Here is a 24,305-nt window from a genome sequence, read left to right as displayed (position 1 = left end):
TAATGAGCAAAAAGACAACCAAACCCTCCACTTACCTGACTGAAGTCAAAATGCTTTCGGACCGTATCGTCAAGGCCCAACAGCCGATACGCATTCTGGATGCGATCAAATGGGACGACAACGTCAAGCAGGCTTTTTTCGAGGCCAAATGCAGGAAGCCGCCGGCCGTGTCGCCTGATTATTATTCGCAGCGGCCGTTAGGCTTTGATCCGATAGAGAAAAAACGCGAGTTCTACCAGATCGAACGCGATCTGGCGCGCACACTGGGCCAGCTCAATCCGCTCAGCGTGATCATGCGCAAGATTTGCCGCGAGTATCAATCCGTCGTGCGCATGCTGGAGTCCCGGGGCACGCCGATCTTTTCCGATATTTCCCAGGAACTGTACGGCTCCTCCCACGATGTGTTTCATGTCGGCGACCCGACTATCGCCGGCCTCGGCAGCATGATGGAAGAAACGCTGACGCAACTGCTGAAGCTGGACTTCCTGGTTGAAGAACCCAAAACCATTACGGCCAAGGAAGCGGTAGCCATTCTCAACGACAGGATTGAAAACCTGTTTCCCGGCGACGGCCTGCGCGCGATGATCAGTGACGGCATCGTCGCCGATGCCGCCGCCGGCACCGACTACGTCAAACTGCGCGCGGACGCCCTGTTCAATATGCGCGACCTGCGCGTGCTCGAAGTGCACGAAATCTGGGTGCATCTGGGCACGACCTTGAACGGCCTGGCCCAGCCTTACTGCACGTTTCTGGGCAAGGGGCCGCCTTCATCCGCGGTCACGCAGGAAGGGCTGGCGGTCTTGATGGAGATTCTGACCCTCAGTTCCACGCCTAACCGGCTGATGCGCCTGATCAACCGGGTACGCGCGATCACGCTGGCCGAAGACGGCGCGGACTTCATGGATATCTTCCATTTCTTCAGGGACAAGGGCCTGGACCCGGAAGAAAGCTACACGCTCAGCAGCCGGGTGTTCAGGGGCAGCAGCGCGGACGGCATGCCTTTCACCAAGGACCTGACTTATATCAAAGGTTTCGTGCTGACTTATAACTTTATGCGACTGGCGGTCAGCACCGGCAAGCCTGATCGCATCCCGCTGCTGTTTTGCGGCAAAACCATGATCGAGGACATGAAAGTGCTGGCCGACCTGGTTGAGGAAGGCACGGTCATCGCACCGCGTTTCCTGCCGCCCCAGTTCACCGACCTGATGGGCTTGTCGGCCTGGCTGAGTTTTAGCCGTTTCATGTCCTCGATGAACTTCCGGCAACTGGAGCAGGACTACGCGAATGTTCTATAATCGGCGCATTATCCGCAAGGCGGGCGTGCTGGTCGTCATGCTTCCGGGATTGTGAAAAATTTAGTATCGAACCCTTTCACACTCTCATCCGCGGCCGCCCGGAACGCGACAACATACGATCCGGGCTATAAAACACAGCATCGCTTCGAATGCTGAATATAATAATTAGAGAGGAAACCATGAGAACATCAAAACTGCTCGTCATTTTATTGAGTCTTTCTTTTTTTTCTATAACCGATGCGATGGCCGGTGCCAGCGGTCATGCCGGCCATAGCGTTGGCGGTGGCAATAGCGGCGGATCCTGTGTAAAAGCCCGGGTCAGCAACTTCCAACCGGCCCATTTGGCGACGGTTGCGCCCGAATCGGAATTTTCCTTCAGGGCCACCGGGGTTCAAAGCCCCGATCAGGTTGTGGTCACGGTAAAAACGATCCCGGTGGCAATCACGGCCGAAGATAAAGACAGCTTCTATCTGGTAAAAGGCAAATTGCCGGCCGAACTGAAAAATGTCACCGCCAGAATTAACGTCAAGGTCAATGCCAAATCGCCGCGCTGCGATGGCGAAAACGGATGGTTAGTCAAAATAACCGAATAAATCAACCCTGTTCAAGGGCAAGTCGTGCCAGGCTGGAAACCAGCCGCACACCGCCCCCGAATGAGCTTTTAAGAATGCCGCATGCCTGAGAATCCGTCCATCAAAAAATGCGTTGCCTATTGCCTGGCGCAACGTTTTGATATTGCCGAACTGTCAAAAGTCATTTCGGAATCAAAACAGGTCAGGATCATTAAAGGCGCCCTGCTGATTGAGGATCATCAGACCTTGTCGGTTATTTTCGCGTATGGAGCCGCCGTGCACTGGAACATCGGCCCGGAGCAACAGTCCCGGCTCCATCATTTACTGCTGGAGCATGCGGATAACCCGCTTGAGATCGTCGAGGAAGACAATTTCACCTACGCGCTCAATTGCTCGACGACCCGTATTGTTGAAGACCATATAGAAGTCGAATCTTCCGACCCCATCCTGTTGTTCGCACTGTCCCAGGGCATGGCGCAATCGATCAAGCTGGCCTATTTCGAGACCCACGCCCTCAGGACGATCACCAATACCAATTACATTCCGAAGTCACTGGCCCAGGATGGGCGCATCAACCTGAACCGCCAGGAAATAGCCCAAATCCGCGGCCAGCTGTTCCTGACCAAAAGCGATATCATTCTGAATTACGACCTGCTCGATATTCCCGATTTTTTCTGGGAATACCCGGAATACGAACCTTTTTACAGCGTCGCCGCCAAATACCTGGAAATAACACAACGCATCGAGGTTCTGTCCAAAAAACTCGAAACTATCCATGAATTGTTCGAAATGCTGGCCGATGAACAAAAGCACCGGCACTCCTCGGCACTGGAATGGATTATCATCTGGCTGATTGCGTTCGAAATCGCCATGACTATTTTTGAAAAAGTAGTCTGAGCAACCCGGCAACCGCCCTTATCCTTCTTACAAAAACCCTTTTTATGCTCAGTTACCGCCACGCCTTCCATGCCGGCAATTTCGCCGATGTGCTGAAACACCTGATTCTGATCCGGATTCTTGAATACCTGAAGAAAAAAGACAAACCGTTCTGCTGCGTCGATACCCATGCCGGCCCCGGCGCTTATGCGCTGGACAGCGACTACGCCCTGAAAAACAGGGAATTCGACAATGGTATCGGCAAGCTATGGCAACGGCATGACCTGCCGGACGGCGTAGCCGCCTATGTCGAACTGATCAGGCAATTCAACGGCCAGGAGCCGCTCAGGCGTTATCCCGGCTCGCCCCTGATCGCGCAACAGTTACTGCGCGACGCCGACCGGCTGTTCTTATATGAGCTGCATTCGACGGAAATCGCCTTGCTGACGGAAGCCGTCAACAGGGACAGGCGCATCAAAGTCTTCCATGACGACGGCTTGAAAAACGCCATCGGCCTGTTGCCGCCGGCCGAGCGCCGCGGCCTGGTCCTGATCGACCCGTCCTATGAAATGAAAAGCGATTACCAGGAAGTCGTGGATACCTTGGTAAAAATGCACAAGCGCTTTGCCACCGGCATTTTCGCGCTCTGGTATCCGGTCGTCGAACGCCGGCGCAATGACGCACTGGAACAGGCCCTGCAAAACAGCGGCATAAAGAATATCCAGTTATTCGAACTGGGCATTCAGGCCGATACCAGCGAGCACGGCATGACCGCCAGCGGCATGATTGTGATCAATCCGCCTTGGACCTTAACGCCGGACATGGAGCGCGTCCTGCCCTGGCTGGCGGACGTTTTGGGCGAGAGCGGCGCGGGCTTTTTCCGGGTCCGAAAATTGGCCGGGGAATAGCCTGTATCCTGCTTCTTTCAAGCAACCGTGGCTGATTTATTGGCGCTGATATTAGTAATTTCCGATATAATGGCGAGTCAATACAGCTTTTTCTCCACCCATCCATCCATTTAACACCTTCCAAAACAGTAATGAATCTTGACGTCTTTTTATCCGTTTTTACTTTAATGTTGATCGCATTAGGCGTAAATGTGTTGGCGATTAAAATCCGTATACCCTATACCGTCTTGCTGGTAGTGGTCGGCTCACTGTTAGTCCCTGTATCCCGCATCGAATCACTGTCTTTTATCACCCGCTTCCAGTTAACGCCCGAATCGCTGTTCTTTGTGTTTTTGCCTATTCTGATTTTTGAATCGGCTTACAACATGAATTTCCGCAACGTCAAGGAAAACAAGTACTCGATGGGCATACTGGCCGTCCTGGGCTTGCTGATATCGGCGGTATTCATCGGTTTTGTCGGACAATGGGCTTTCGGATTGCTGGGCCTGGAAGTTCCGCTGCTGGTCACGCTGCTGTTCGGCACCATCATTTCCTCAACCGACCCGGTAGCGGTGCTGTCGCTGTTTAAGGAGTACGGCGCGCCGCATCGCCTGACCCTGATCTTCGAAGGCGAAAGCTTGTTTAACGATGCCACTTCCTTCGCTCTGTTCCTGGTGTTTCTGGACTTGTTCATTCATGGCTACACCGGTTTTCCGACCCTGCTGTCGGGGCTTTTCTCGTTCACGACCATGCTGGTCGGCGGCGTCATTTTCGGTCTGCTGATGGGCTTCATGTTCTCGAAACTGATCCAATTGGTGAAAGGCAATGAACATCTGGAAATCACGCTGACCTTACTGGTTGCGCATTTCACCTTCCTGCTGACCGAGCTGATTTCAGAGCATGTGGTTGTGTTCGGTCAGCAAATCCGTCTGTCTTCGATCATCTCCACATTGATCGCCTCGATGGTCATGGGCAATTACGGGCGTTACAAGATGTCCCACGGCGTCGAGGAATACATGGAAAAATTCTGGAGCTATTTTGCCTTCGTGGCCAACTCACTGGTCTTTATCCTGATGGGCTTGATGTTCGCCAACCTTTCCATCGATTTAAAAATTGCCATCCTGCCGATCATAACCATTATCATCGTGGTTGCCGTGGCGCGTATCGCGTCCGTTTATACATCGATATCGATTATTCACGCCCTCAAGCTGGAAGAAAGAATTCCGCAAAGCTGGCAGCAGTTATTATCCTGGGGCAGTCTGCGCGGCGCCTTGGCGATCGTCATGGTGCTGCTGATTCCGGACAATCTGAGCCTGCCCGGCTGGACTTATTCCTTTTCCATTAAAGAGTTCATTACCGCCATCACTATCGGCTGTATTTATTTCACCCTGCTGATCAAAGCCACGACGATCGGCAAAATCATTCGCCGGTTGAATATCGATGCCTTCTCCCCGCAAGAGGAATTGAGCTACCTCAAAAGCAAGGCGCTGATTTACAAGGACCTGCTCGATAAACTCGATGATTTATACAGCAACAAACAAATCAGTGAGCACCAGCATCAGGCTTTATCCTCTTACTATCGCGCGCTGCATCAGCAACAGCGCAAACTGTCCAGGCAAAATTTCGATGATTCCGACCGTTTAATCGAAAACATGCTGCGCCTGTATGCGCTAGGCCTGGAAAAAGCCATGCTGAAAGAGATTTTCCGGCGCGAGGAAATCAATGAAGCCGGCTATAAGAAAATTCTCGATATTCTGGAAATTCAAATTGAGCGGGTTGAACGCGGCAGACAGCAGTTGAAGGCGACGAACGAGCATTTCAGCGACTGGATATACACTCGCTTTATCAACACCATCCGCCGGGCGCTTTTCCTGTCGCCCAAAGCGCCGGCTCCGGAAGAAGTTTATCTGTATTACCGCACGCAATATAAACTGATATCGAAAGCGATCCGCGAACTGTCCACGCTGGAACAGTCGCACCTGAGCGAAATTTTCGATGATAAGCAGGCGATAGAAAATGTGCTCTCGGTTTATCGGGCTTTACAAGCGCAAACCGAAGTACATATGAACGAGCAAATCGAATCCAACCAGGCCTTGCTGGAGCAGTTGAACCGGCAGTCGGCTGACAGGGTATTGCATACTTTACAAGGCGATATTCTGAAACAATTGCATGAGGACGAAATCATCACGCCCAAACTGTACATCTCGCTCAATAAAGAACTGCATGAGTAAGTGACTATTTTTCAAGGCCTGCCGGCTTCTTCCTGAAGCCGGTCACTGCAGTCCATGCCTTGCAAAGGCTTTCCTTAAAATATCACAGGGTTATTATTTCCTGCTCCGACAGGCGCGCATCCCGATAAAGCTCGGGTTTTCCCTGCAGGTACGAGGCGCAGGGATCGATGATAAAGCGCGTATTCATCGCGGTGCGCCCGAGCAGCATGCGAAAACGCATGCTGTCGCGATTGGTCAGCGTCATTTCGGCTCTGACCATCGTACGGCCCAGGACGATCTCGGTCTCTATCACGTAGCGCCGCTGCTTGTGCCCGCCCGAATCCGACACCAGGCGGCGATCCTTGACCGGCGCATGGCACTCGACCAGCACATCGGTACTGATCTGGCTGGGATGAATGGCAAACATGATCCAGCGCTGGCCGCTTTTTCGATAAGGATCGATTGCGCAAGCATGCAGAGCCGACGAACGCGCGCCGGTGTCGATTTTAGCCTTGATCTGTCCGATATTCAGTTCGGGCAGCGCGACCCACTCGCGCCAGCCTAGCATCGGTAACTGTATGGATACGTCTGTCATGAATTATCTTTGCCTGCAAGTCTGTTATCGGTTTAGAGTTATGCCTGTAGCCAGCCGAATCCTGTGATCCACTTCGCTTGCCGGAAAATATTATGCTTGAATATACGGATTATATAAAAATATTTATCGCCTTGTTCGCCGTGGTCGATCCGATAGGCATCATTCCCATTATTGCCGCGCTGACCGCTCATACGAAAGCGTCCGAACTCAAAAACATCGAGAATACCGTCGTGATAACGGTCACGACGATTCTGCTGCTGGCGCTGTTTCTGGGGGAAAACCTGCTGGTTTTTTTCGGCATCAGTATCAATTCGTTCCTGGTCAGCGGCGGCATTCTGCTGATGCTGATGGCGCTCTCCATGCTGCAAGCCAAAATCAGCAAAACCGTACATACGAAAAAAGAAGCCGAGGAAGGCGAAGCCAGGCAGTCCATCGCCGTGGTGCCGTTATCGATGCCGCTGCTGGCGGGGCCTGGCGCTATCAGTACGGTTATCATGTACTCGCACCGGGGCACCGACATCAATCATTACCTGATCATGAGCCTCGATATCATTGCCGTCATGGCGATTTTATGGATCGTACTGAGAACGACCCCCTGGCTGATCCGGCACATCAGCCAGACCGGCATCAATATTTTCACCCGGCTGATGGGACTGATCCTGTCGGCGCTTGCCGTCGAATTCATCGCCAGCGGACTGAAAGGCCTGTTTCCGGTGCTGGCGGAGTAATTGTCTTTCCCACTGACCCTAATTATTTTTTATCATGGCTGAATCATTAAGTTACGCTTCGGAAAAATCAGGTCTGCCCTCCGGCTCGCTCGTGCACGTCGGCGAGGTGCACGGCATTGAAAACCGCATCACCGTGATTGATTACAATCCGTCCATGCTGGAAAAACGCATCATTAAATCGATTGAAGACGTGTTGCCGTATAAGCAGACCGATACAGTAACCTGGGTCAATATCGAAGGCTTGTCGGACATTTCGATCATTGATGCCATCGGCAAGCATTTTGGCATTCACGCCCTGGTGCTTGAGGACATTCTCAATACCCATCAACGGCCCAAATTCGAGGACTTTAACGACTACCTGTACATTGTCCTTAAGGCGCTGTCTCTCAGCGATGACATATTTGACGTGGACTATGAACAGGTCAGTTTACTGGTACTCGACAAATTCGTCTTTTCGTTCAAGGAAAAACCCGACGCTATATTTGATCCCATTCTGGCCCAACTCGGCAACGAGAAAGGGCGCCTGCGCAACTTCGGCACGGATTATCTGGCGTATGTGATCATGGATACCGTCGTCGATGAATATTTCGCCTTGCAGGACGCGCTCGATGAACTGATTGAAAACGTCGAGGATGAATTACTGTCCACGCCCACGGCAAAAACGCTGAAGACCATCCAGACCATCAAGCGCGAACTGATCTTTTTACGCAGAAGCGTCTCGCCGCTGCGGGAATTGCTGGTCGCCATACAGCGCAGCGACTCGCATTTGCTGCATGAGCGCACCAAACGCTATTTCGGCGATGTCTACGATCATGCCATCCGTGTGATTGAAGCGATGGAATCCTACCGCGATTTGATCGCCGGCATGCTGGACATTTATCTGTCCAGCGTCAGCAACAAAATGAACGAGACCATGAAAGTCCTGACCGTGTTCGCCACCATCTTCATTCCGCTGACCTTTATCGCCGGCGTCTACGGCATGAACTTCGAGTATATGCCGGAACTGAAATGGAAGTGGGCCTATCCGGCCTTGTGGATGCTGTTTATCGCGATATCGGTTTTTTTACTCGGCTATTTCAAGAAAAAAGACTGGCTTTAGCTTGGAGGGACCGGTTCCGCCAAAGCCGGAACCGGTGTGTGGCTAACACTTAATGATTGCAGCCGGCGCCGTGAACATGACCATGAGCCAGTTCGTCCTGAGTCGCGTCTCTGACCGCCACTACTTCGACATCGAAATTCAGCGCTTCGCCGGCCAGCGGGTGATTGCCGTCGATGGTAATATCATCGCCATCGACATCGACTACCGTGACCACGCCCGGACCTGAACTGACATCGGCATGAAACTGCATGCCGACTTCGACGGTATCTATACCTTCGAACATGGCCCGAGGAATCACCTGAACCATACCGTCCTGATGCTCGCCATAAGCGTCGGCCGCCTCAATGTGGACATTAAATTTGTCGCCTACCGTTTTGCCCTCCAGGGCTTTTTCCAGGCCGGAAATAATATTCCCCATGCCTTGCAGGTAAACCAACGGCTCATCCCCAACCGAACTGTCCAGCACTTCGCCGGCGTCATTAGTCAGAGTGTAGTGAATGGAAACAGCCATATTGTCTGCTATTTGCATGATGAAACCTTTTTCGTGATTAAAAGGCGACTATCATATAGATTTATCTCGCATTTGTCTGAAAAAAAAGCGGCCGGGCTTAAGTCTGTGCGACAAACCAGGACCCCGGAATACCGTAAGGTAAGCGCCATTTCATCATCCCGCGGCACTCGATTTTCTCACCTTCCTTCGGCGTGTTCCAACCCGCTATTTGTTCACATTCGGCTTTGATTTTCGCCAGTAGCGCCTCGGCGGTTTTCGCCGCTGATCTGGCCGGGGTTTTGCGCGCGCCAAGTCAGCGGTCAGTTCGCCGCGTAAGGCTTTGACGAGGTCACCTTAGCCAACCCTCTCAATTAAAAGGCTCATACCGGATCTCGTTGATAATCCATTCCTTGACGCCCTCGGGCGTGTGCACAAAAATCTCGTCGTCGACGGATTTGCCGATCAGCGCTTTTGCCATCGGCGAGTTGATGCTGATCGCATTTTTATGCGGATCGAACTCATCGGAACCGACAATCCGGTAATGAGCGATCTGCCCTGCCTCATTTTCAAGCTCCACCCAGGCGCCAAAGAAAACCTTGCCTTCCTGTTGTGGCGAGTAATCCACAACCTTTAACACCTGCAAGCGCTTGGTCAGAAAACGAATCCGCCTGTCTATTTCCCTTAACCGACGCTTTCCCTCCTTGTACTCGGCATTTTCCGAACGATCGCCATGGGCAGCGGCTTCCGTGACGGCTTGCGTGACGGCTTTGCGTTCGACGCTCCAGAGGTAATCGAGCTCTTGTTCCAATTTTGTACGGCCTTCACGGGTAATTAAATGACTTCTTGCATGCATCTTGATTCACTACGGGCAAAAGCACTGCTTAAAAAAGATTGAGAAGCGGCCGCTAAAAACGCAGTCCAGGCAAGCCATTAAAGCGTTGAAGGCATCAGCGGCAAAAAAAGCTGCTGCTCAATGGATAAAGTGAAGGCGACCGCCTAGTAGTCAGTCAATTTAATTATGGCGGGTAAATTGTAGGTGCGAATTTATTCGCACTATTCACACTCTATGAATACTCTGCAAATTTTACTCGTCAGATCAAGACTGACTAAGCACTAGTCGCCATACGGATTATTTATTTTGTTTTTGATGTATCTTGCCGATACATAGCCCGTCACGGAACCCCACAACAGCATATAACTGCTATGCAGCATGACCTCCGGTTTAAAGCTGTTGATGTTTCTGAAGTAATCCCAGATGTCATCGGCCAACACCAGAGCCAGGACAAAATAGAACAGGTGGAGGAACTTGATTCTATGTTGAGAAAACACCCAGACACCGATGGCGATGAAGCCGGCAAAAAAACGGATGCCGCTGTGAATCAGAAGTTCAGTCTCCCAGATATCAACCTTAAAGGCCGCATTTACAAAATAAAGCAGGGTAAACCCCAGCACCATTACAAAACCAATCGCTTTCATTTTTATCTTAATTCTAATTATTACTGATTAATTTTAACCCCGGCGGAAGAGCCTCGCCAAAAATTTGTTTTTCCTCTTTTTCATCAAGTTCCCGGATTTGTTCCACAATGTCCACCCAGGAAGAAGGCGCTTTACTCACTTTCAGTTTTTCAACGATTTGCCTGCGCAGGGCTTCGTCGATATCGCGGGCACGGTCACCGCTCATACGCGCGATCAGGGTCGCGGCAAAACCGGCCTGGGGGATTTTCCTCCAATCCTCGGCCATCAACTGCTTGAGCCATTGGCAGACCGTATCGGCGGGGATCACGTTATGACTGCTGCCGTGGAACGGCATGCGCGCACCGATGCGCCCGACGGCCCACCAGGTCTGACTGGATTCGCTGGCTTTTTGCAGGCGTTTCAGCAGCCATTCGCCCAGCTGTGTTTTCTTGTCGACGGGCAATCGTTCCAGCACCGCCGACAGACGCACGATGTCGTCATAACTGCGGGTCTTCAGTTGCTTGGCGACTCCGGGCTGCCGGGCGGCGGCCGGATCAATGTACTTGGCGATATCGCTGAAGATCTGCTCCTGCGCCTCGCCGCTGAGCCCGCCGGCAATCCGGCGCCATAACGTCCACCATTCGCTCCAGTTCTGGGTTTCGTTGACGAACTGGATGCCCTGCGGGTAGGTTTTCCAGAGCTGTTCCACGCGCCAGTCGTCGAGCGGATAGCCGAATCCCGGACGCAGGCAGAAACCGGTCAGGCTGAGCCAGACCCGTTCATGGTTTTCGGAACGGCGGCGATATTTCAGGCCCTCCAACAGCGCCGCGAACATGGCGCGCAGCAGCGGCGTTTCCCATTCATTGCGCGAACTGCCCAGCAGTTTTTCCAGGTCGGCGCGCAGATTCTTGACCGCTTTGGGATCGACCTGCTTGGACTTTGATCCAAAGACCGTCTGTATCTTTTCGACGGCGGCATTGAACTGAGCCGGCAAGGCCGCATCGGTTTGCAGTCCGGCCAGGCCTTTCTTTCTGATCTGGAATTCCACATCCCAGCGCTGCGTGCTGTCGGCCACGGACACGCACTGGATTTTCAGCGTGCCGATTTCGGTCTGGGTCACGGCCAGCTGCACGATGACTTCGCGGTTGCCCTGCTCTTCGCCATGCTCAAAGGCCACGGCCAAAGGCGGCAGCGAGTGAAATTGGTCGGTAATGTCGGTCAGATCGCCGGGCTTGAACGGCGTATCGCCGGTCATCGAAGCCAGATGGAAGCGCACGGGCTGCCCCAGACGCAGGGCAAATTGCCGGTCTTTCAGGATCACCTCGTCGCCTTCCTCGCTGCCGCGCGGCAGGATGCAGACGCCCTGCTGCACGGCCTTACCGGTATCGACCAGCAGAAAATAACTGCGCGCCGCGCCGCCGCCGATTTTCAGTTTCTTTTCACGGCGCGCGATGGCGTAACTGACCGCACCCAAGGCCACCGACAGTTCGGGATGCTTGTTTTCCAGCAACACCGGCGGCTTGTCGGCCCATGAATTGATCAGTTCGATGGTGCGCTGCGTGATCGGCCGGCTGCGGAACACGCCGCCGTTGAGCAGCAAGGCATCGGGCACGACTCCCTCGCCTTGCAATGCCTCACGGCAGGCCTCGCGGTGCAGTTTCAGGAACGCGGCGATATGCTTGCTAACCGCCGGCTCGGCGGCATAAGGCAGACCGAATTCCACCACGCCGCTGCGCTTCCGGTCCGGCAGTTCATCCAGCCCCGACAGCGGAAAAAATCCGTCCAGCGCAATCGCCCTGACTTCGTCCCGGCTCAGGGAAACGGAACGCGTGCTGCCGATCAGCCTGGAGCCGCCCCCCAGCAAGGTGACGTTGACCTGCTCCGGGGCATCCTCGGCCAGCAGCCGTTCCTTGGCCAGACGGCATTGCTCGATCAACTGCGACAGATCGGCCGGCGACAGGCGTTTGCCGTCACTGACCAGCCGGCTTTCGGCCAGGTGCGCCAGGGCCAGGTCGATATTGTCGCCGCCCAGCATCAGATGCTCGCCGACACCGATGCGGGTCAGTTTAGGCTCCTGCTCGCCCTGCTCGACCTTGATCAGCGTCAGGTCGGTCGTACCGCCACCCACGTCGCAGACCAGCAGCAGATGGACATCGGCCAGCGCCTGACCGATGGAGCCGGTATGTCGCCTCAGCCAGTCGTAGCAGACCGCCTGCGGCTCTTCCAGCAGACGGACATTGGAAAAGCCAGCGATTCGGGCCGCTTCCAGGGTCAGCGAGCGAGCCGCTTCATCAAAAGAAGCCGGCACGGTAATGACGATATCCTGCTTTTCCAAGGGCGCGTCGGGAAACCGGTGACTCCAGACCGTACGGATATGCGCCAGATAACTGGCGCTGGCATCGATCGGCGACACCTTGTCGACATCGTCGCCGCTGCCCCAGGGCAGGATTTCCGCGCCATGGTCGACCGACGGGTGCGACAGCCAGCTCTTGGCGCTGGTCACGAACCGGCCTTTGGTCTTGGCGCCCAACAGGCGCGCGGCCTCGCCGATCACGGCGGTTTCGCCGGCCGGCGAAAAAACGACATCAGCCTCGGACAGCTCGCCGGCGGCCGGATGATAACGCACGGAAGGCAGCAAAGGCCGCGCCGCTACCTGACCGGGGGCGACCAATTGCTCAACCTGAAAAATCTCGATTTCGGGGTTGGGTTTATCGGCTCTCGCATAGGCGACAACGGTATGCGTTGTGCCCAGGTCGATACCGACTGAATAACTGGCGGATTGATTTTGCACGGTAATTTTGTGATTTTAAGAGTTCAATCGATTCAGGCGCTTGAATGCATTTGTTTGCATGAATCATTGAGGTGGCTATTTATCAGGAATATATGCCTGTACCTGGAGAATTTATGCCTTGGCGTCGGGCGGCCAAGCGGCCGCCCTGTCAGTCCTATGCTTCTGCTTCTGCTTTTGCTTCTTCGCCCGCCCGGACATCAAACTCGATCTTCCAGCGGCCGTCGTCTTTTTGCGAGACGGCCTGCAGTTCCAGCGTGCCGACTTCCGTCACGGCCGCGAGCAGATGAACGGGGATGACTTCACCGGGCCGGCGACCTTCCTCCGGCAACGTGACTTCAATTTCGTCCAGTTCTTCAAGCTCGCCCTCGGCCCAGTAATCGAGGCTCGTGCCCACGACATCGTCACGGCGGGTGTTGGAGGCGAAGAAACGGAAACGCACCGGCTCGCCGATCACCAGGCCGAATTCGTCGTCGGGCAACTCCTCTTGGGTGCCCTCTTCCATGCCGAACGGCGCGATGCACAGTGCCTCGATTTCAGGAGGCATGCCGGGTACGGCCGGCATGGCGCTTTCCACGCCGACGTAGTAGGACGCAGCCGTGCCGCCTTTAATGCGCACGCCTTTGCCTTTGCGCACATAGCCGTAATAAGCGGCGCCGCGCGCGACGGCCAGGTCGAGGTCGGCACCCTGCAACAGTCTGGCTTCGGGCGCCTGTTCGGCCGCCAGCCAGGAATTCAGGACTTCCATCAGCCGGTCGGCCAGCACCTGGGCTTTCAGCACGCCGCCGTTAAACAATACAGCCGTCGGATGCAGAAACGAGGCATTTTCGGGCAGATTGATGTCTTTTAAATCCTCGGTCGCGCCTTGCTGTTTGGCCAGAAACGCCGCCAGATGCCGGGTAATGCCCGCATCCTGCGCATAAGGCAGGCCCGTGGTTCTCAGGCCGCCGCGCGTACGGCTGATCGGCCGGTCGCTGGCCGCCACCCTGGGCAGAAAGCCCTCGACCAGGACGCGATTGACTTCATCGCGCGTCAACTCGCTGCGCAGTGTGCCGCCGATCAATGACGAGCCGCGGCTGGCGACGACCAGCGGAATCGTATCGATCTCGGGATTGTTGAAGATTTTTTCCTTGGCATCGCGGCAGCTGTGCGTCAACGCCTGTATCTGCCACGGTTCCAGACGCCTACCGTCCTGTTCCAGCTTGGCTTTGACCGTATAGGCCAGCGCCAGGTCCATGTTGTCGCCGCCCAGCAGGATATGATCGCCGACCGCGACACGCGTCAATTCCAGATTGCCGTCCTGTTCGGTGACGGCGATCAATGACAGGTCAGTGGTGCCGCCGCCGATATCGACGACCAGGATGATGTCGCCGCATTTGGCATAATTGCGCCAATCGCCATGGCTTTTCTCGATCCAGCTGTACAGGGCCGCCTGCGGCTCTTCCAGCAGAATCGCCTGCTCCAGCCCAACGGAGCGCGCCGCTTCGACGGTCAGTTCCCGTGCCGCCGGATCAAACGAGGCCGGCACGGTAATCACCAGGTCCTGCTTATCCAGAGACGCGCCAGGGTGCTGGTTTTCCCAGGCATCGCGCAGATGCCGCAGGTAAGCGGTGGTCGCCTGGAAAGGAGAGACGCGCTCGATTTCGTCCGGCGCTTCGGCCGGCAGAATGGCCGATTTGCAGTCGACGCCGGCATGGCACAACCAGCTCTTGGCGCTGGCGATCAGGCGGATCGGCGTTTTGCTGCCCAGGTTGCGCGCGATCTCGCCGACCAGATAGTCCGGCTTGGGATTCCAGGGCAGCGAGGTAGAGCCTTCGGCAAGCTCGGACTCATGCGCCTGATACATAAATGACGGCAACTGCTCCTTATCTTCGACTTCACCGGGCGAGGTCAATTGCGGTATGGGCATGACCTGCTGGGAAAATTCATCCTCTATTTTGCTGAGATCGGCATAGGACAGCACACAGTGAGTGGTGCCCAAATCGATGCCGACCGAGAACCGCGGCCCATCATGAACGGCGGTTTCAGTGCTCTCAAGTCTGGCTTCCGTTTCAGTGCTTGTTTGTTGCTCTTCGCCCGCTGGTTGATTCTCGTTTTCAGGATTTTCAGATTCCGGCATTTCGCTCTCTGTAGGTTCTAAATCAGTAGCGGCGTTTTCCGGCTCAGCGGCGGCAGCCTCCTCCTTTTTTTTCAATACATCCGACTTTATATGGCCAAACAGCTTTTTCATAATTCAACCTCCGCTGGTGCAACGATCTGGGCATTATGGCCCTGCGTCAATTTAGGCAGGCGAATGTCCGTCACCTTCCAGCCTTTGTGGACCAATGTGCCGGTAAACGGCGCCGCGCCGACAATATTGCCTGTCAAGCGTACGCTGGCGGCATCAAAACCTTTCTGCAAGGTCACTTTCGTGCCTTCCTGTTCGCCGCGTACCGGCGCCAGGCTGAAATGCTCGTTGATGGCCTTGTTGCAGCCTTCGTGCACGACACGCGCGGCGATACCGATATCGGCATCGCCATAGGCGGAAATATCTTCCTTGATGAAATCGATAAAGCGCGCTTCTTTTTGCAGTAAACCCAGTAATTGCAAGGCCGCGTCGGGCGTCGCTTCTTTCAATACCACAGGTTCCGGTGCCGGCGCGGGGACGAGTTTTTCGACCTCGACGATTTTTTCGACGATCTTAACTTCCGGTTTTGGCGCGGGTGCGGGCGCGACCGGTGCGACAATCGGCGCTACCGCTTTTTTGCGGCCGCGGGCCAGACTGATCACCATGGCCAGCAGCAAAATGATCAGAATCAGCGACAACAGCGCCACGGCGCCTGCCAGATACACATGCCACAAGTCGAGCGTGGTCGGTACCCGCGTCAAATCAATTGCGTAGTTAGTATTCATTCAATTAGGAGCTCATTGGGTTATTATTGTTGACCCGCTTTGCGGGCGGCTTCGGCAAACATCAACTCCTGAAGCACGGCACGAGTGGTTTGGATGCGCGTCTGTTTCAGGTGGCGGTCGGCGACTACGCCGGGCACTTTTTCTTCCGTGTACACTTCGCGCATTTTCGCCAGGACCGGCTCGCATTGTTTGATGAGACTTTCCGTTGCCCTACGGCTTTCCAGTTGCTGGTACGCCGGTTTTTTCATTTCTTCCACGGCGCATTTTTTATAGTTGTATTTGGCTTCCTGAATTTTTTTCATCGTCGCTTCAGTCAGTACGGTGTTATGCCATTCGTTTTTCGCATCATCAGCGAAAGCCGTTACTGCCGACAGCAACATAGTCAGGAAAAAAAGCTTTTTCATGATAGTCCTCAATATTAAACGTTTAATTTTACGCGAACTGGTTAAAAAATATGTAATGAACATCGAAATCGGGGCGGATGTCATTTTTTCAATACTTCCATGATAAATAACATAGTATGATGGAATGACTGTTTATTCAAAATAGAAGCCAAATGCTCTTCAAATGCCCGCGCCTCCGACCCGCTGGACATTATTCACCTGTATAATGATCAGCCCATTAAACACTAGCAATCTTTTATGTACAAATATGATGGCCGACTGATCCACCAAAGCCACGATGATGACGGCATTATAGAGGTGGTCGAGCTCAACGGCGTCAGATCCTTGCATTTCGGTTCCTATCCCAGACAAAGCAGCATGCGTGTCGCCGCTCCCGACAAGTTGCAATTGGCTTATGTGCGCGCCATGACCTGTTGGCTGTTGTTCAAGCAAACGTTGGCTGACGAAGCTCTGATTGTCGGTTTAGGCGGAGGTTCACTTACCAAGCATTTGTTGCATCATTTTCCCGACTGTCGACTCAGGGTGGTGGAATACCGAAAAAGCGTGGTCAGAATCGCGCGCAGCCATTTCGGCCTGCCGCTGGATCCGCGCCTGAAAATCATAGTCGACGACGGCGGACGCTATATTCTTCAGCGGACCGAAACCGAACGGGAACAATACAGCCTGCTGTTTGTCGATGCCTTCGATCATGAAGGCATGGCCGAATCCATCTGCAACGAAACGTTTTTTCAGGCCTGCAAGCCGCTGTTAAAAAAAGACGGCATATTGGTCATGAATCTTTGGGGCACCGACAAAGCCCTGTTTACTAAAGTCGCCCGATGGCTGGGCCGTGCCTTTCAATGGAGAATTTTATTTCTGCCGGTTCGCTGCAAAGGCAATATAATCGCTTTTGCTTTTAATGACGATTCAACCCTTTATTCCATGCGGGCTTTAAGAACGAGAGCATCGGCTCTTGAAGAGCACTATCAAATTGAATTTCCGGTCTTCCTGAGAGATCTCAATACCCATAACACCAGCACGCTTAACAACCTGATAAAACCATGATGTCTTCCGCTTTACCCTCCGTACCCAACCTTTTCAGCTATCGCAAATACTGGGCGCAGCGATTCGGCGTAGCGCCGGCATTGCCGATGAGCCGGGAGGAAATGGATGATCTGGGCTGGGATTCGTGCGATATCATCCTCGTGACCGGCGACGCTTATATCGACCATCCCAGCTTCGGCATGGCGCTGATCGGCCGTCTGCTGGAAGCGCAGGGCTTTCGGGTCGGCATCATCTCGCAGCCCGACTGGACCAGTGCCGGCGACTTCCGAAAACTCGGGCGCCCGAACCTGTTCTTCGGCGTGACCGGCGGCAACATGGATTCGATGGTCAACCGTTATACCTCGGACAAGAAGATCCGCTCGAACGACGCCTATACGCCGGACGGCACCGCCGGCAAACGGCCCGACCGCGCCGTCAACGTCTACTCGCACCGCTGCCGCGAAGCCTACAAGGATGTCCCGGTTATCATCGGCGGCATCGAGGCGAGCCTGCGCCGCATCGCGCATTACGACTACTGGTCCGACAAGGTCCGCAAATCGGTGCTGCTCGACTCCAAAGCCGACCTGCTCGTGTACGGTAACGCCGAAAGGCAGATCGTCGAGATCGCGCACCGGCTGGCCAGCGGCGAAACCATTTCCGACCTGAAGGGCATCCGCGGCACCGTACATTTCGTCAAGCAGATTCCCGAAGGCTGGATCGTCAAGGATTCCACGCATATCGACATGCCCGGCCCCGTGGCGCCGCCGCAGAATCCCTATCAGGAACAGCCCGCCTGCGAGATCAAGAATTCGGCCGGATCAGACGGCGAGAAGGTCATCCAGTTCGACAAGCACCTGATCAGAGGCCGGCGCGCGCAGACCGTGATCCGCTTGCCCGACTACGAGGACGTCAAGGACGATCCGATCCTGTACGCCCACGCCTCGCGCGTCATGCACGGCGAGACCAACCCCGGCAATGCCCGGCCTTTGGTGCAGATGCACGGCTCGCGGCTGCTCTGGGTCAATCCGCCGCCGATTCCGCTGACCACGAAGGAAATGGACGGCGTCTTCGACCTGCCCTATTCGCGCCTGCCGCACAAGGCCTACGGCAACGCCAACGTGCCCGCCTTCGAGATGATCCAGCATTCGGTCAACATCATGCGCGGCTGTTTCGGCGGCTGCTCCTTCTGCTCCATCACCGAGCATGAAGGCCGCATCATCCAGAGCCGTTCGGAGGATTCGATCATCCGCGAAATCGAGGCGATACGCGATATTTCGCCCAATTTTACCGGCCATATCTCCGACCTGGGCGGACCGACCGCCAACATGTACCGACTGGCCTGCAAGGACGAGAAAATTGAAGCGGCCTGCCGCAAGCCGTCCTGCGTCTATCCGGGCATCTGCCCCAACCTGAATACGGACCACACGCCGCTGATCAAGCTGTACCGGCGTGCGCGCGCCCTGCCCGGCATCAAGAAAATCTTCATCGCCTCCGGCCTGCGCTACGATCTGGCCGTGGAATCGCCGGAATATGTCAAGGAACTGGTCACGCACCATGTCGGCGGCTATTTGAAAATCGCCCCGGAACATACCGAGAAAGGCCCGCTGTCGAAAATGATGAAGCCGGGCATGGGGACCTACGACCGCTTCAAGACCCTATTCGACAAATTTTCCAAGGAAGCCGGCAAGGAGCAGTACCTGATCCCCTACTTCATCGCCGCGCATCCCGGCACCACCGACCACGATATGCTGAACCTGGCCTTATGGCTGAAGCGCAATGGTTTCAGAGCCGATCAGGTGCAGGCCTTCCTGCCTTCGCCGATGTCCATCGCCACGGCCATGTATCACTCCGGCAAGGACACCCTGCACAAAGTCAGCCGTACCGTCGCCGACATTCCGATCCCCAAAAGCGTCAAGCAACGCCGCCTGCACAAAGCCTTCCTGCGCTATCACGACCCGAAAAACTGGCCGCTGCTGCGCGATGCGCTGAAAGCCATGGGCCGCAGCGATCTGATCGGCAACGGCAAACATCACCTGGTGCCGTCATTCCAGCCCAAGGGCACCGTCGAGCCCGCTGAACAGAAAATCCAACGTTTTAAAACCAAATACACCGGACTGGACAGTAAACGCAGCGAAAAAAGCCAAAGGCCGGCCGGCAACAAAAATAAAACACAGCGTAAGAAAAAAAATTTAAAAAAAGTACTAGGCAAGAAAAAATAATTATGTATAATACTCCTCATTCGCTGGTGTAGCTCAGTCGGTAGAGCAGCTGATTTGTAATCAGCCGGTCGCGGGTTCGATTCCCATCGCCAGCTCCAATACAATCAAAGGCTTGCAGAAATGCAAGCCTTTTTTGTTTGTACCGGGGTTAGGTATGGGTTAGGATTTCGAGGGAAAGCTGTAGCTCTCTAGAGAATGCTAATTGCCCCACATCACAAAAACCTCTTTCAAATATCTCCCTCTTCCGATTCAGTAGCTATGCCAATGCGGCTAGCGCATCATCGTTTTTACAAATCCTGTTTGCTCATCGCTCGTTGGACATAGTCGATCAGCATGTGTGCTTGATCACACCTTGCTGTATTGCAACTGCGATAATCAATGACCAGTTGACCCTCCACCGATCCGATACCTGAAATTCCACCACAAGCATTTGATCATGCTTAATGATGCTTTCTATCAGCCTAAACAGAAACATCAACAATCGCTGTCAGCTTGCGCCGACCCGATTGTTCGGTAACCATGGGACGGCTCTGCCTGAGTGCCAATCTGTAGCCGCTTCTGATCCCAGCGCTTTTCATAGAATGTGCCCACATAGCCTCCGAGGTAATGTTGCCCTAGACCGCTACAGTTTTCACATTTGACATAAGACAGATATTCGGCCATAGCGACTAACTCATAAACATAATCACCCTGATGGATACCGTGGATATTGATGGTTAACAATCAGTAAGCGGCGGTGCAAACTGGCCAAGTGTCAGGCATAATAAAATCCGAGTGGTCCAGCAGGATAAAAGCTATTGCGGACAACAGGTCTACATCAATATCGGATGTTTCATGGAGAAGTAATGTGAAGCGTTTTTATGACGGGCTTGATGATGAGATCAAAGTCATCTTATTAAACCAGATTCGGAATTTGTGGACACACGCTTCCACGGCGATCGAAGGCAATACCCTATCGCTAGAAGATACTGCTTTCGTACTCGAGGAAGGCTTAACAGTCTCCGGAAAACCCCTTAAAGACCATGAAGAAGTCGTTGGACATGCCAAAGCCATCGATCTGGTCTATCAATTGCTGGACCTCGACAGGTTTACGGAAACGGAGTTATTCGCCCTACACAAGGCGATACTGACCGAGCGCGTCAGGGACATCTACAAGCCGGTAGGCGGCTGGAAGAAAGCGCCTAATTACACCTCTTATATCGATCAGAATGGAAAGCAATCAGTGCGTGAATATCCCTCACCACAATACGCCCCAAAATTGATGGCGCAGTGGCTGGATAACTTTAATGCTTTTTTCAAACAAGAACTTTCTCGGGATGCGGCCTCGCAGGCCTATGCGGATCTGCATCTTGATTTTGTGACTATTCACCCGTTTTCTGACGGCAACGGCCGGCCGGCCCGATTGCTGTCTAACCTGCCAGTGTTGAAGTCGGGGTTTCCGCCTATTGTGGTACCGAGTACGGATCGGCAAGCCTACAAGGAAACACTTTCCAGCTACCAAGACACTATCCCTCATCTGGCCGAGGTTGATGATATGGCCGCCTTTCCAAATAATGCCGAAAGAACTCGTTTTCTTGAATTATGCGCGCGCTATTGGACAGAAACGATGACGCTTTTGGAAAACGCCCAGATGCTGCAGCGTAAGCGGAACGACAGAAAGCTATGATTAAAACTAGCCAACAATAATAACGGACCATAATAAGCCAAGCACAGGCAAACCATAAATAAAATTAAACTTATAGCGCTACAAGTGCCATAACCCCAAAGCGCTAACCAGTACCAGACCGCCGCCAACCCAGCGTTTAAACAATAGATCGTTGCGCATTATGGCGTTATGCGCTTTCAAGCCCAGCATATGCCCAACAGCGGCGATCGGTATCAGCGTCAGCGCCGCTGGAAAATGCAGGTCAACCGACAGGACGATAAATGTCGTCATTTTGATGCTGACCAGGATAAACCATAAGACAAACAAGGTATCGCGCAATTGATCCTTGCTGACGTTACGCATATAGACGGCTACCATCAAGGGAGCGCCGGTCAGGGAAGTGCCGGCGACATAGCCGCCTAACACCAGTAGCAGTTTGTCTGCCCAGTTTCGGCTGCTTTCAATGGCGCGATTGAATAACCAGGTCAAACCATAAAACAAGGTGATTGAATAAATGAATACGTTCAACCACAAGATCGGCAGACTCACCAGTCCGAATACGCCGATGATAGCCGGGGGAATAATGTAAATCGAAGACCGCCGTAAATACTGCCAGTCGACATTATGCATGCGGGTGCGCAATGTCAAACCGGAAAAGAACAGCAAATGTGTCCCGATAATGGGTAACCACAAACGGGGATCATTGTGTACGAACAACATCAGCGGCAAGCCTAATGCGGCGCCGCCAAAACCGAGTCCGGTCCGGACAAAACCGGCCCAAACGAACAATAGGGCGATGATCAGCGTTTGATCAAGCGAGAAATCGAGCAACATAGTCAAAAATTCTTAAACCGCATCCAGTATTTTTCAGTTTTCAAAGTCCGCTTTATCAGTCTTTCCATGTCTCGGATAACTCACGGCCATCAAATCGGACCAGTTTAACAAAGAAGCCGGTCAGATACAGGTGCCAAGCCTTCAGTTTGATGTTTTCCGCTCTCTTTTCACCTGTTTCATCAGTGAATTTTGGATATCGAGTTCAAGCCTTAACTTGTGCCCTCTCCTTTAATCAGGCAATTTTTGCATTAGTTCTCATCTTCCGAACATCATGTCTTTTTATGGATAAATCCTATCACCGCCTAGCACATTAAAAGCCGCCATATTCAAATCTTCTGCGATCGCTTTCACATCTATGGCGTATCCTCCATCAATACGGATACAACATGGCTTTTCATAAAGCCACACCTCGACAGCAAACCGATGTTCAATTTCAATTAATTTTTCACATGGCACGAACCCGAAATAGGTTCCGTTTCCTTCATCCGACCATCGCAATTCCGGATATCGTTTTTCGATCGTTTTTTTATTTCATCGACCTCAATTTCAGGATCCACAATCAAATCTTTGCTAAAGTCCCAAAAACTTTCAATGTTTCTGGAAGTCCGAAAGACAATGCTGTCTTTTAAACCATCTTTAAGCATCTTTATTTTCCAATGTATTTTTTCAGGTGTTAAGCAATTCGCGGGGTCAACTTCTACTGCATTCGCAATAACCGGCACATAATCAGGCTGAATCTTTTCTACTGCGATAGATAACCGACCTTGGGCGCAGGCTTTTTACCGGTCTTTAACCGGTGAAATTGCTTCACCGGGATGCTTGTCGTTGATGAATAACCGTTCGGAATGGCAGCCCCAATGTTTGAAATATTATCGTTGGTTCAACGGCTTCCATTCGCCTGTTTTTCGCATTTCCTGCAATGAAGAGTATTCGCATCTTACATCGGCGATGCTGTAAACATACTGCGTTTCCATGTACCTTTTAAAGTTTGGGTATACTTCTACTAATACGGGAATTGGCGTTCTGGCCAGAACATAAACTTCAAGTTCTCCATCATCCCTAACTTTGGCAAAATCTAAAAGAGTGACGACCGCACTTGGATGATTAGTCCTCGCTGAAATAAGAATACTAGTTGGAATTCGCTTGTATTCAATATCGTCCAAAGCTTCCGAGAAAAGATCTTCCGAATCATAATCGGTGGCGAAATAAGTCAAGTGATCGACGGGTAAAATGATCTGGCCGAGATCCTGTTCATAATACCCTGTAGAGGTCAACGGGGCGATCGTCATCAACCAGCCGTTGCTGATTGCCAGAAACTCCCGATACGACTTGGGCATGGAAAATTGCTTGCCTTCGAGCAAACTTCTGGCCTCATTGATATAGATATCTCCTGGCCCAAAAACAGATAGCGGGGGTTTTTGCTGCAACCGTGCTTCAGCTTGCTCAATGGCTGCTTTTGTGGCTGGTTTTTGAAACAGCCCCCCGTTGACGATAATGGCATCATCAATATCGAAGCCATAATCCAAGCGGGTAAACTTTTCGCCGGCTTCCGCGATAAATGAAAATTTGCCCGCCTTGGCTTCGTTTTGGCCTTGCTCGATCAGTTCTTGCGTGTATTTCGAACGGCTTGTCTCGGCCGCCTGAAGAGCGGCCGCTGAAAATGTTTTGATTTTCTCAAGACGATCCTTAATCTTTGCATCTGAAGTATTTTCCGAAGCACTTAGTCCGCCCTCAAAAATTTCAAGATAAGAATCGTCTAGACCATATTCTTGTAATAAGGCTTGCCTTTCTCGTTTTGTATGAGCGACATAACGGGGATACCAGCCAAACTCCAGTCTGGTCTTGATAAACGCCCGCATGTATTCGTCATTCCATTGTGTTAAAAGCGACTTCCACCCGAGTTCATCAATGGATAGTCGCGGAGGCTGGCATTGTTTCAACTGTTCTTTTTCTTTTTGTTGTCTAATTTGCCCTTCCTTTATTAACTCTTTGTAATCCATATTTTTATCGTGGCTCTTATTGGATTCCGGAGAGATCCCAAATGTTATTGAAACCTTGAATTTGAGGTTCATAATCCCGACATAGGACGAATGATTACCCTACATCAGCTATTCGACAATGCCAAATGTTTTGAAACGATTCGCGCCTTGCGCTGGCCGAATAAAGTGTCTTGCCCCAGTGCCGTTCAGAAGCCATGATCAAGCAGGGCAAGGATGATGCCCAGCCTGAACGACAGCGCTATGGCTGCAAACCCTGTCAGCGCCAATTCGGCGATTTAACCGGTACGATTTTC

21 protein-coding genes and 1 tRNA gene are annotated in these 24,305 nt (G+C 52.9%); 11 read left to right on the top strand and 11 right to left on the bottom strand.

Going from position 1 to position 24,305, the window contains the following annotated elements:
- The first annotated feature begins 2 nt into the window (after nt 1–2).
- The 5 genes from EK22_RS14505 to EK22_RS14485 all read left to right on the top strand — a co-directional run bounded on the left by EK22_RS14505 (nt 3) and on the right by EK22_RS14485 (nt 5,861).
- Nucleotides 3–1,295, top strand: a complete 1,293-nt coding sequence (locus tag EK22_RS14505; RefSeq protein ID WP_020160305.1) for a flavohemoglobin expression-modulating QEGLA motif protein — start codon at nt 3–5, stop codon at nt 1,293–1,295.
- A 179-nt stretch (nt 1,296–1,474) separates the two neighbouring features.
- On the top strand, nt 1,475–1,888 hold the full coding sequence (locus EK22_RS14500) for a hypothetical protein (RefSeq protein WP_020160304.1): 414 nt from the start codon (nt 1,475–1,477) through the stop codon (nt 1,886–1,888).
- A gap of 81 nt (nt 1,889–1,969) precedes the next feature.
- Complete coding sequence (locus EK22_RS14495) at nt 1,970–2,764, top strand: RMD1 family protein (RefSeq protein WP_036252126.1); 795 nt, start codon at nt 1,970–1,972, stop codon at nt 2,762–2,764.
- A gap of 44 nt (nt 2,765–2,808) precedes the next feature.
- The gene (locus EK22_RS14490; RefSeq protein WP_036252124.1) at nt 2,809–3,651 is read left to right on the top strand and encodes a 23S rRNA (adenine(2030)-N(6))-methyltransferase RlmJ; all 843 of its coding nucleotides are present in this window, start codon (nt 2,809–2,811) and stop codon (nt 3,649–3,651) included.
- A 131-nt stretch (nt 3,652–3,782) separates the two neighbouring features.
- Complete coding sequence (locus tag EK22_RS14485; RefSeq protein WP_036252120.1) at nt 3,783–5,861, top strand: cation:proton antiporter; 2,079 nt, start codon at nt 3,783–3,785, stop codon at nt 5,859–5,861.
- An 82-nt stretch (nt 5,862–5,943) separates the two neighbouring features.
- On the opposite strand, the gene EK22_RS14480 is transcribed toward EK22_RS14485, so the two are convergent.
- Complete coding sequence (locus tag EK22_RS14480; RefSeq protein ID WP_020160300.1) at nt 5,944–6,435, bottom strand: ATP-dependent zinc protease family protein; 492 nt, start codon at nt 6,433–6,435, stop codon at nt 5,944–5,946.
- 92 nt (nt 6,436–6,527) lie between these two features.
- Here EK22_RS14480 and EK22_RS14475 point away from each other — a divergent pair, with 92 nt between their 5' ends.
- Together EK22_RS14475 and corA are read left to right on the top strand one after the other, a co-directional pair.
- Nucleotides 6,528–7,163: a YchE family NAAT transporter gene (locus tag EK22_RS14475; RefSeq protein ID WP_020160299.1), complete on the top strand. Its 636-nt coding sequence runs from the start codon at nt 6,528–6,530 to the stop codon at nt 7,161–7,163.
- A 34-nt stretch (nt 7,164–7,197) separates the two neighbouring features.
- Nucleotides 7,198–8,262 carry a magnesium/cobalt transporter CorA gene (corA, locus tag EK22_RS14470; RefSeq protein ID WP_036252118.1) on the top strand — a complete coding sequence of 355 codons (1,065 nt, stop codon included), beginning with the start codon at nt 7,198–7,200 and terminating at the stop codon, nt 8,260–8,262.
- Between the two features lie 49 nt (nt 8,263–8,311).
- Here corA and EK22_RS14465 read toward each other — a convergent pair whose 3' ends face one another.
- From EK22_RS14465 to EK22_RS14435, 7 genes are all read right to left on the bottom strand, one after another.
- A complete protein-coding gene (locus EK22_RS14465) occupies nt 8,312–8,791 on the bottom strand; it encodes an FKBP-type peptidyl-prolyl cis-trans isomerase (protein WP_020160297.1) in 480 nt (159 codons plus the stop codon).
- 328 nt (nt 8,792–9,119) lie between these two features.
- Nucleotides 9,120–9,605 carry a transcription elongation factor GreB gene (gene greB, locus EK22_RS14460; RefSeq protein WP_036252115.1) on the bottom strand — a complete coding sequence of 162 codons (486 nt, stop codon included), beginning with the start codon at nt 9,603–9,605 and terminating at the stop codon, nt 9,120–9,122.
- A 260-nt stretch (nt 9,606–9,865) separates the two neighbouring features.
- The gene (locus EK22_RS14455) at nt 9,866–10,228 is read right to left on the bottom strand and encodes a hypothetical protein (RefSeq protein ID WP_036252112.1); all 363 of its coding nucleotides are present in this window, start codon (nt 10,226–10,228) and stop codon (nt 9,866–9,868) included.
- Between the two features lie 13 nt (nt 10,229–10,241).
- Nucleotides 10,242–12,998 carry an Hsp70 family protein gene (locus tag EK22_RS14450; RefSeq protein ID WP_036252110.1) on the bottom strand — a complete coding sequence of 919 codons (2,757 nt, stop codon included), beginning with the start codon at nt 12,996–12,998 and terminating at the stop codon, nt 10,242–10,244.
- Nucleotides 12,999–13,152: 154 nt separating this feature from the next.
- Entirely contained in the window at nt 13,153–15,225 is a 2,073-nt protein-coding gene (locus EK22_RS14445) for an Hsp70 family protein (protein WP_020160293.1), read from the bottom strand.
- Nucleotides 15,222–15,887, bottom strand: coding sequence for a DUF2760 domain-containing protein (locus EK22_RS14440; RefSeq protein ID WP_020160292.1), 666 nt, complete (start codon nt 15,885–15,887; stop codon nt 15,222–15,224). Before EK22_RS14440 ends, EK22_RS14445 begins: the two co-directional genes overlap by 4 nt.
- Nucleotides 15,888–15,910: 23 nt before the next feature.
- A complete protein-coding gene (locus tag EK22_RS14435) occupies nt 15,911–16,291 on the bottom strand; it encodes a hypothetical protein (protein WP_020160291.1) in 381 nt (126 codons plus the stop codon).
- Between the two features lie 237 nt (nt 16,292–16,528).
- Here EK22_RS14435 and EK22_RS14430 point away from each other — a divergent pair, with 237 nt between their 5' ends.
- From EK22_RS14430 to EK22_RS14410, 4 genes are all read left to right on the top strand, one after another.
- On the top strand, nt 16,529–17,335 hold the full coding sequence (locus EK22_RS14430) for a spermine/spermidine synthase domain-containing protein (protein WP_020160289.1): 807 nt from the start codon (nt 16,529–16,531) through the stop codon (nt 17,333–17,335).
- The gene (locus EK22_RS14425) at nt 17,335–19,533 is read left to right on the top strand and encodes a YgiQ family radical SAM protein (RefSeq protein ID WP_020160288.1); all 2,199 of its coding nucleotides are present in this window, start codon (nt 17,335–17,337) and stop codon (nt 19,531–19,533) included. Before EK22_RS14430 ends, EK22_RS14425 begins: the two co-directional genes overlap by 1 nt.
- 22 nt (nt 19,534–19,555) lie before the next feature.
- Nucleotides 19,556–19,631, top strand: a tRNA-Thr gene (locus EK22_RS14420).
- Between the two features lie 749 nt (nt 19,632–20,380).
- Nucleotides 20,381–21,199: a Fic family protein gene (locus EK22_RS14410; RefSeq protein WP_020160285.1), complete on the top strand. Its 819-nt coding sequence runs from the start codon at nt 20,381–20,383 to the stop codon at nt 21,197–21,199.
- A gap of 78 nt (nt 21,200–21,277) precedes the next feature.
- Here the strand turns inward: EK22_RS14410 and EK22_RS14405 are convergent, their stop codons facing one another.
- The 3 genes from EK22_RS14405 to EK22_RS14395 form a co-directional block, all read right to left on the bottom strand.
- Entirely contained in the window at nt 21,278–22,012 is a 735-nt protein-coding gene (locus EK22_RS14405) for a TSUP family transporter (protein WP_020160284.1), read from the bottom strand.
- Between the two features lie 437 nt (nt 22,013–22,449).
- Nucleotides 22,450–22,656 carry a hypothetical protein gene (locus EK22_RS14400; protein WP_020160283.1) on the bottom strand — a complete coding sequence of 69 codons (207 nt, stop codon included), beginning with the start codon at nt 22,654–22,656 and terminating at the stop codon, nt 22,450–22,452.
- Between the two features lie 225 nt (nt 22,657–22,881).
- A complete protein-coding gene (locus tag EK22_RS14395) occupies nt 22,882–24,012 on the bottom strand; it encodes a hypothetical protein (RefSeq protein ID WP_027147407.1) in 1,131 nt (376 codons plus the stop codon).
- Nucleotides 24,013–24,305 lie beyond the last annotated feature (293 nt).

The organism is Methylobacter sp. BBA5.1 (assembly GCF_000746145.1).
GTDB lineage: Bacteria > Pseudomonadota > Gammaproteobacteria > Methylococcales > Methylomonadaceae > Methylobacter > Methylobacter marinus.
This window is presented reverse-complemented; position numbering and strand designations above follow the sequence as displayed.

Excerpts from the sequence above, each read along its gene's own strand:
- EK22_RS14430 (WP_020160289.1), top strand. The coding sequence starts at position 16,529 with ATGTACAAATATGATGGCCGACTGATCCACCAAAGCCACGATGATGAC.
- EK22_RS14395 (WP_027147407.1), bottom strand. The coding sequence starts at position 24,012 with ATGGATTACAAAGAGTTAATAAAGGAAGGGCAAATTAGACAACAAAAA.
- EK22_RS14435 (WP_020160291.1), bottom strand. The coding sequence starts at position 16,291 with ATGAAAAAGCTTTTTTTCCTGACTATGTTGCTGTCGGCAGTAACGGCT.
- EK22_RS14490 (WP_036252124.1), top strand. The coding sequence starts at position 2,809 with ATGCTCAGTTACCGCCACGCCTTCCATGCCGGCAATTTCGCCGATGTG.
- EK22_RS14405 (WP_020160284.1), bottom strand. The coding sequence starts at position 22,012 with ATGTTGCTCGATTTCTCGCTTGATCAAACGCTGATCATCGCCCTATTG.
- EK22_RS14400 (WP_020160283.1), bottom strand. The coding sequence starts at position 22,656 with ATGCTTAAAGATGGTTTAAAAGACAGCATTGTCTTTCGGACTTCCAGA.
- EK22_RS14440 (WP_020160292.1), bottom strand. The coding sequence starts at position 15,887 with ATGAATACTAACTACGCAATTGATTTGACGCGGGTACCGACCACGCTC.
- EK22_RS14480 (WP_020160300.1), bottom strand. The coding sequence starts at position 6,435 with ATGACAGACGTATCCATACAGTTACCGATGCTAGGCTGGCGCGAGTGG.
- corA (WP_036252118.1), top strand. The coding sequence starts at position 7,198 with ATGGCTGAATCATTAAGTTACGCTTCGGAAAAATCAGGTCTGCCCTCC.
- EK22_RS14500 (WP_020160304.1), top strand. The coding sequence starts at position 1,475 with ATGAGAACATCAAAACTGCTCGTCATTTTATTGAGTCTTTCTTTTTTT.
- EK22_RS14495 (WP_036252126.1), top strand. The coding sequence starts at position 1,970 with ATGCCTGAGAATCCGTCCATCAAAAAATGCGTTGCCTATTGCCTGGCG.
- EK22_RS14455 (WP_036252112.1), bottom strand. The coding sequence starts at position 10,228 with ATGAAAGCGATTGGTTTTGTAATGGTGCTGGGGTTTACCCTGCTTTAT.
- EK22_RS14445 (WP_020160293.1), bottom strand. The coding sequence starts at position 15,225 with ATGAAAAAGCTGTTTGGCCATATAAAGTCGGATGTATTGAAAAAAAAG.
- EK22_RS14475 (WP_020160299.1), top strand. The coding sequence starts at position 6,528 with ATGCTTGAATATACGGATTATATAAAAATATTTATCGCCTTGTTCGCC.
- EK22_RS14485 (WP_036252120.1), top strand. The coding sequence starts at position 3,783 with ATGAATCTTGACGTCTTTTTATCCGTTTTTACTTTAATGTTGATCGCA.
- EK22_RS14425 (WP_020160288.1), top strand. The coding sequence starts at position 17,335 with ATGTCTTCCGCTTTACCCTCCGTACCCAACCTTTTCAGCTATCGCAAA.
- EK22_RS14465 (WP_020160297.1), bottom strand. The coding sequence starts at position 8,791 with ATGCAAATAGCAGACAATATGGCTGTTTCCATTCACTACACTCTGACT.
- greB (WP_036252115.1), bottom strand. The coding sequence starts at position 9,605 with ATGCATGCAAGAAGTCATTTAATTACCCGTGAAGGCCGTACAAAATTG.
- EK22_RS14505 (WP_020160305.1), top strand. The coding sequence starts at position 3 with ATGAGCAAAAAGACAACCAAACCCTCCACTTACCTGACTGAAGTCAAA.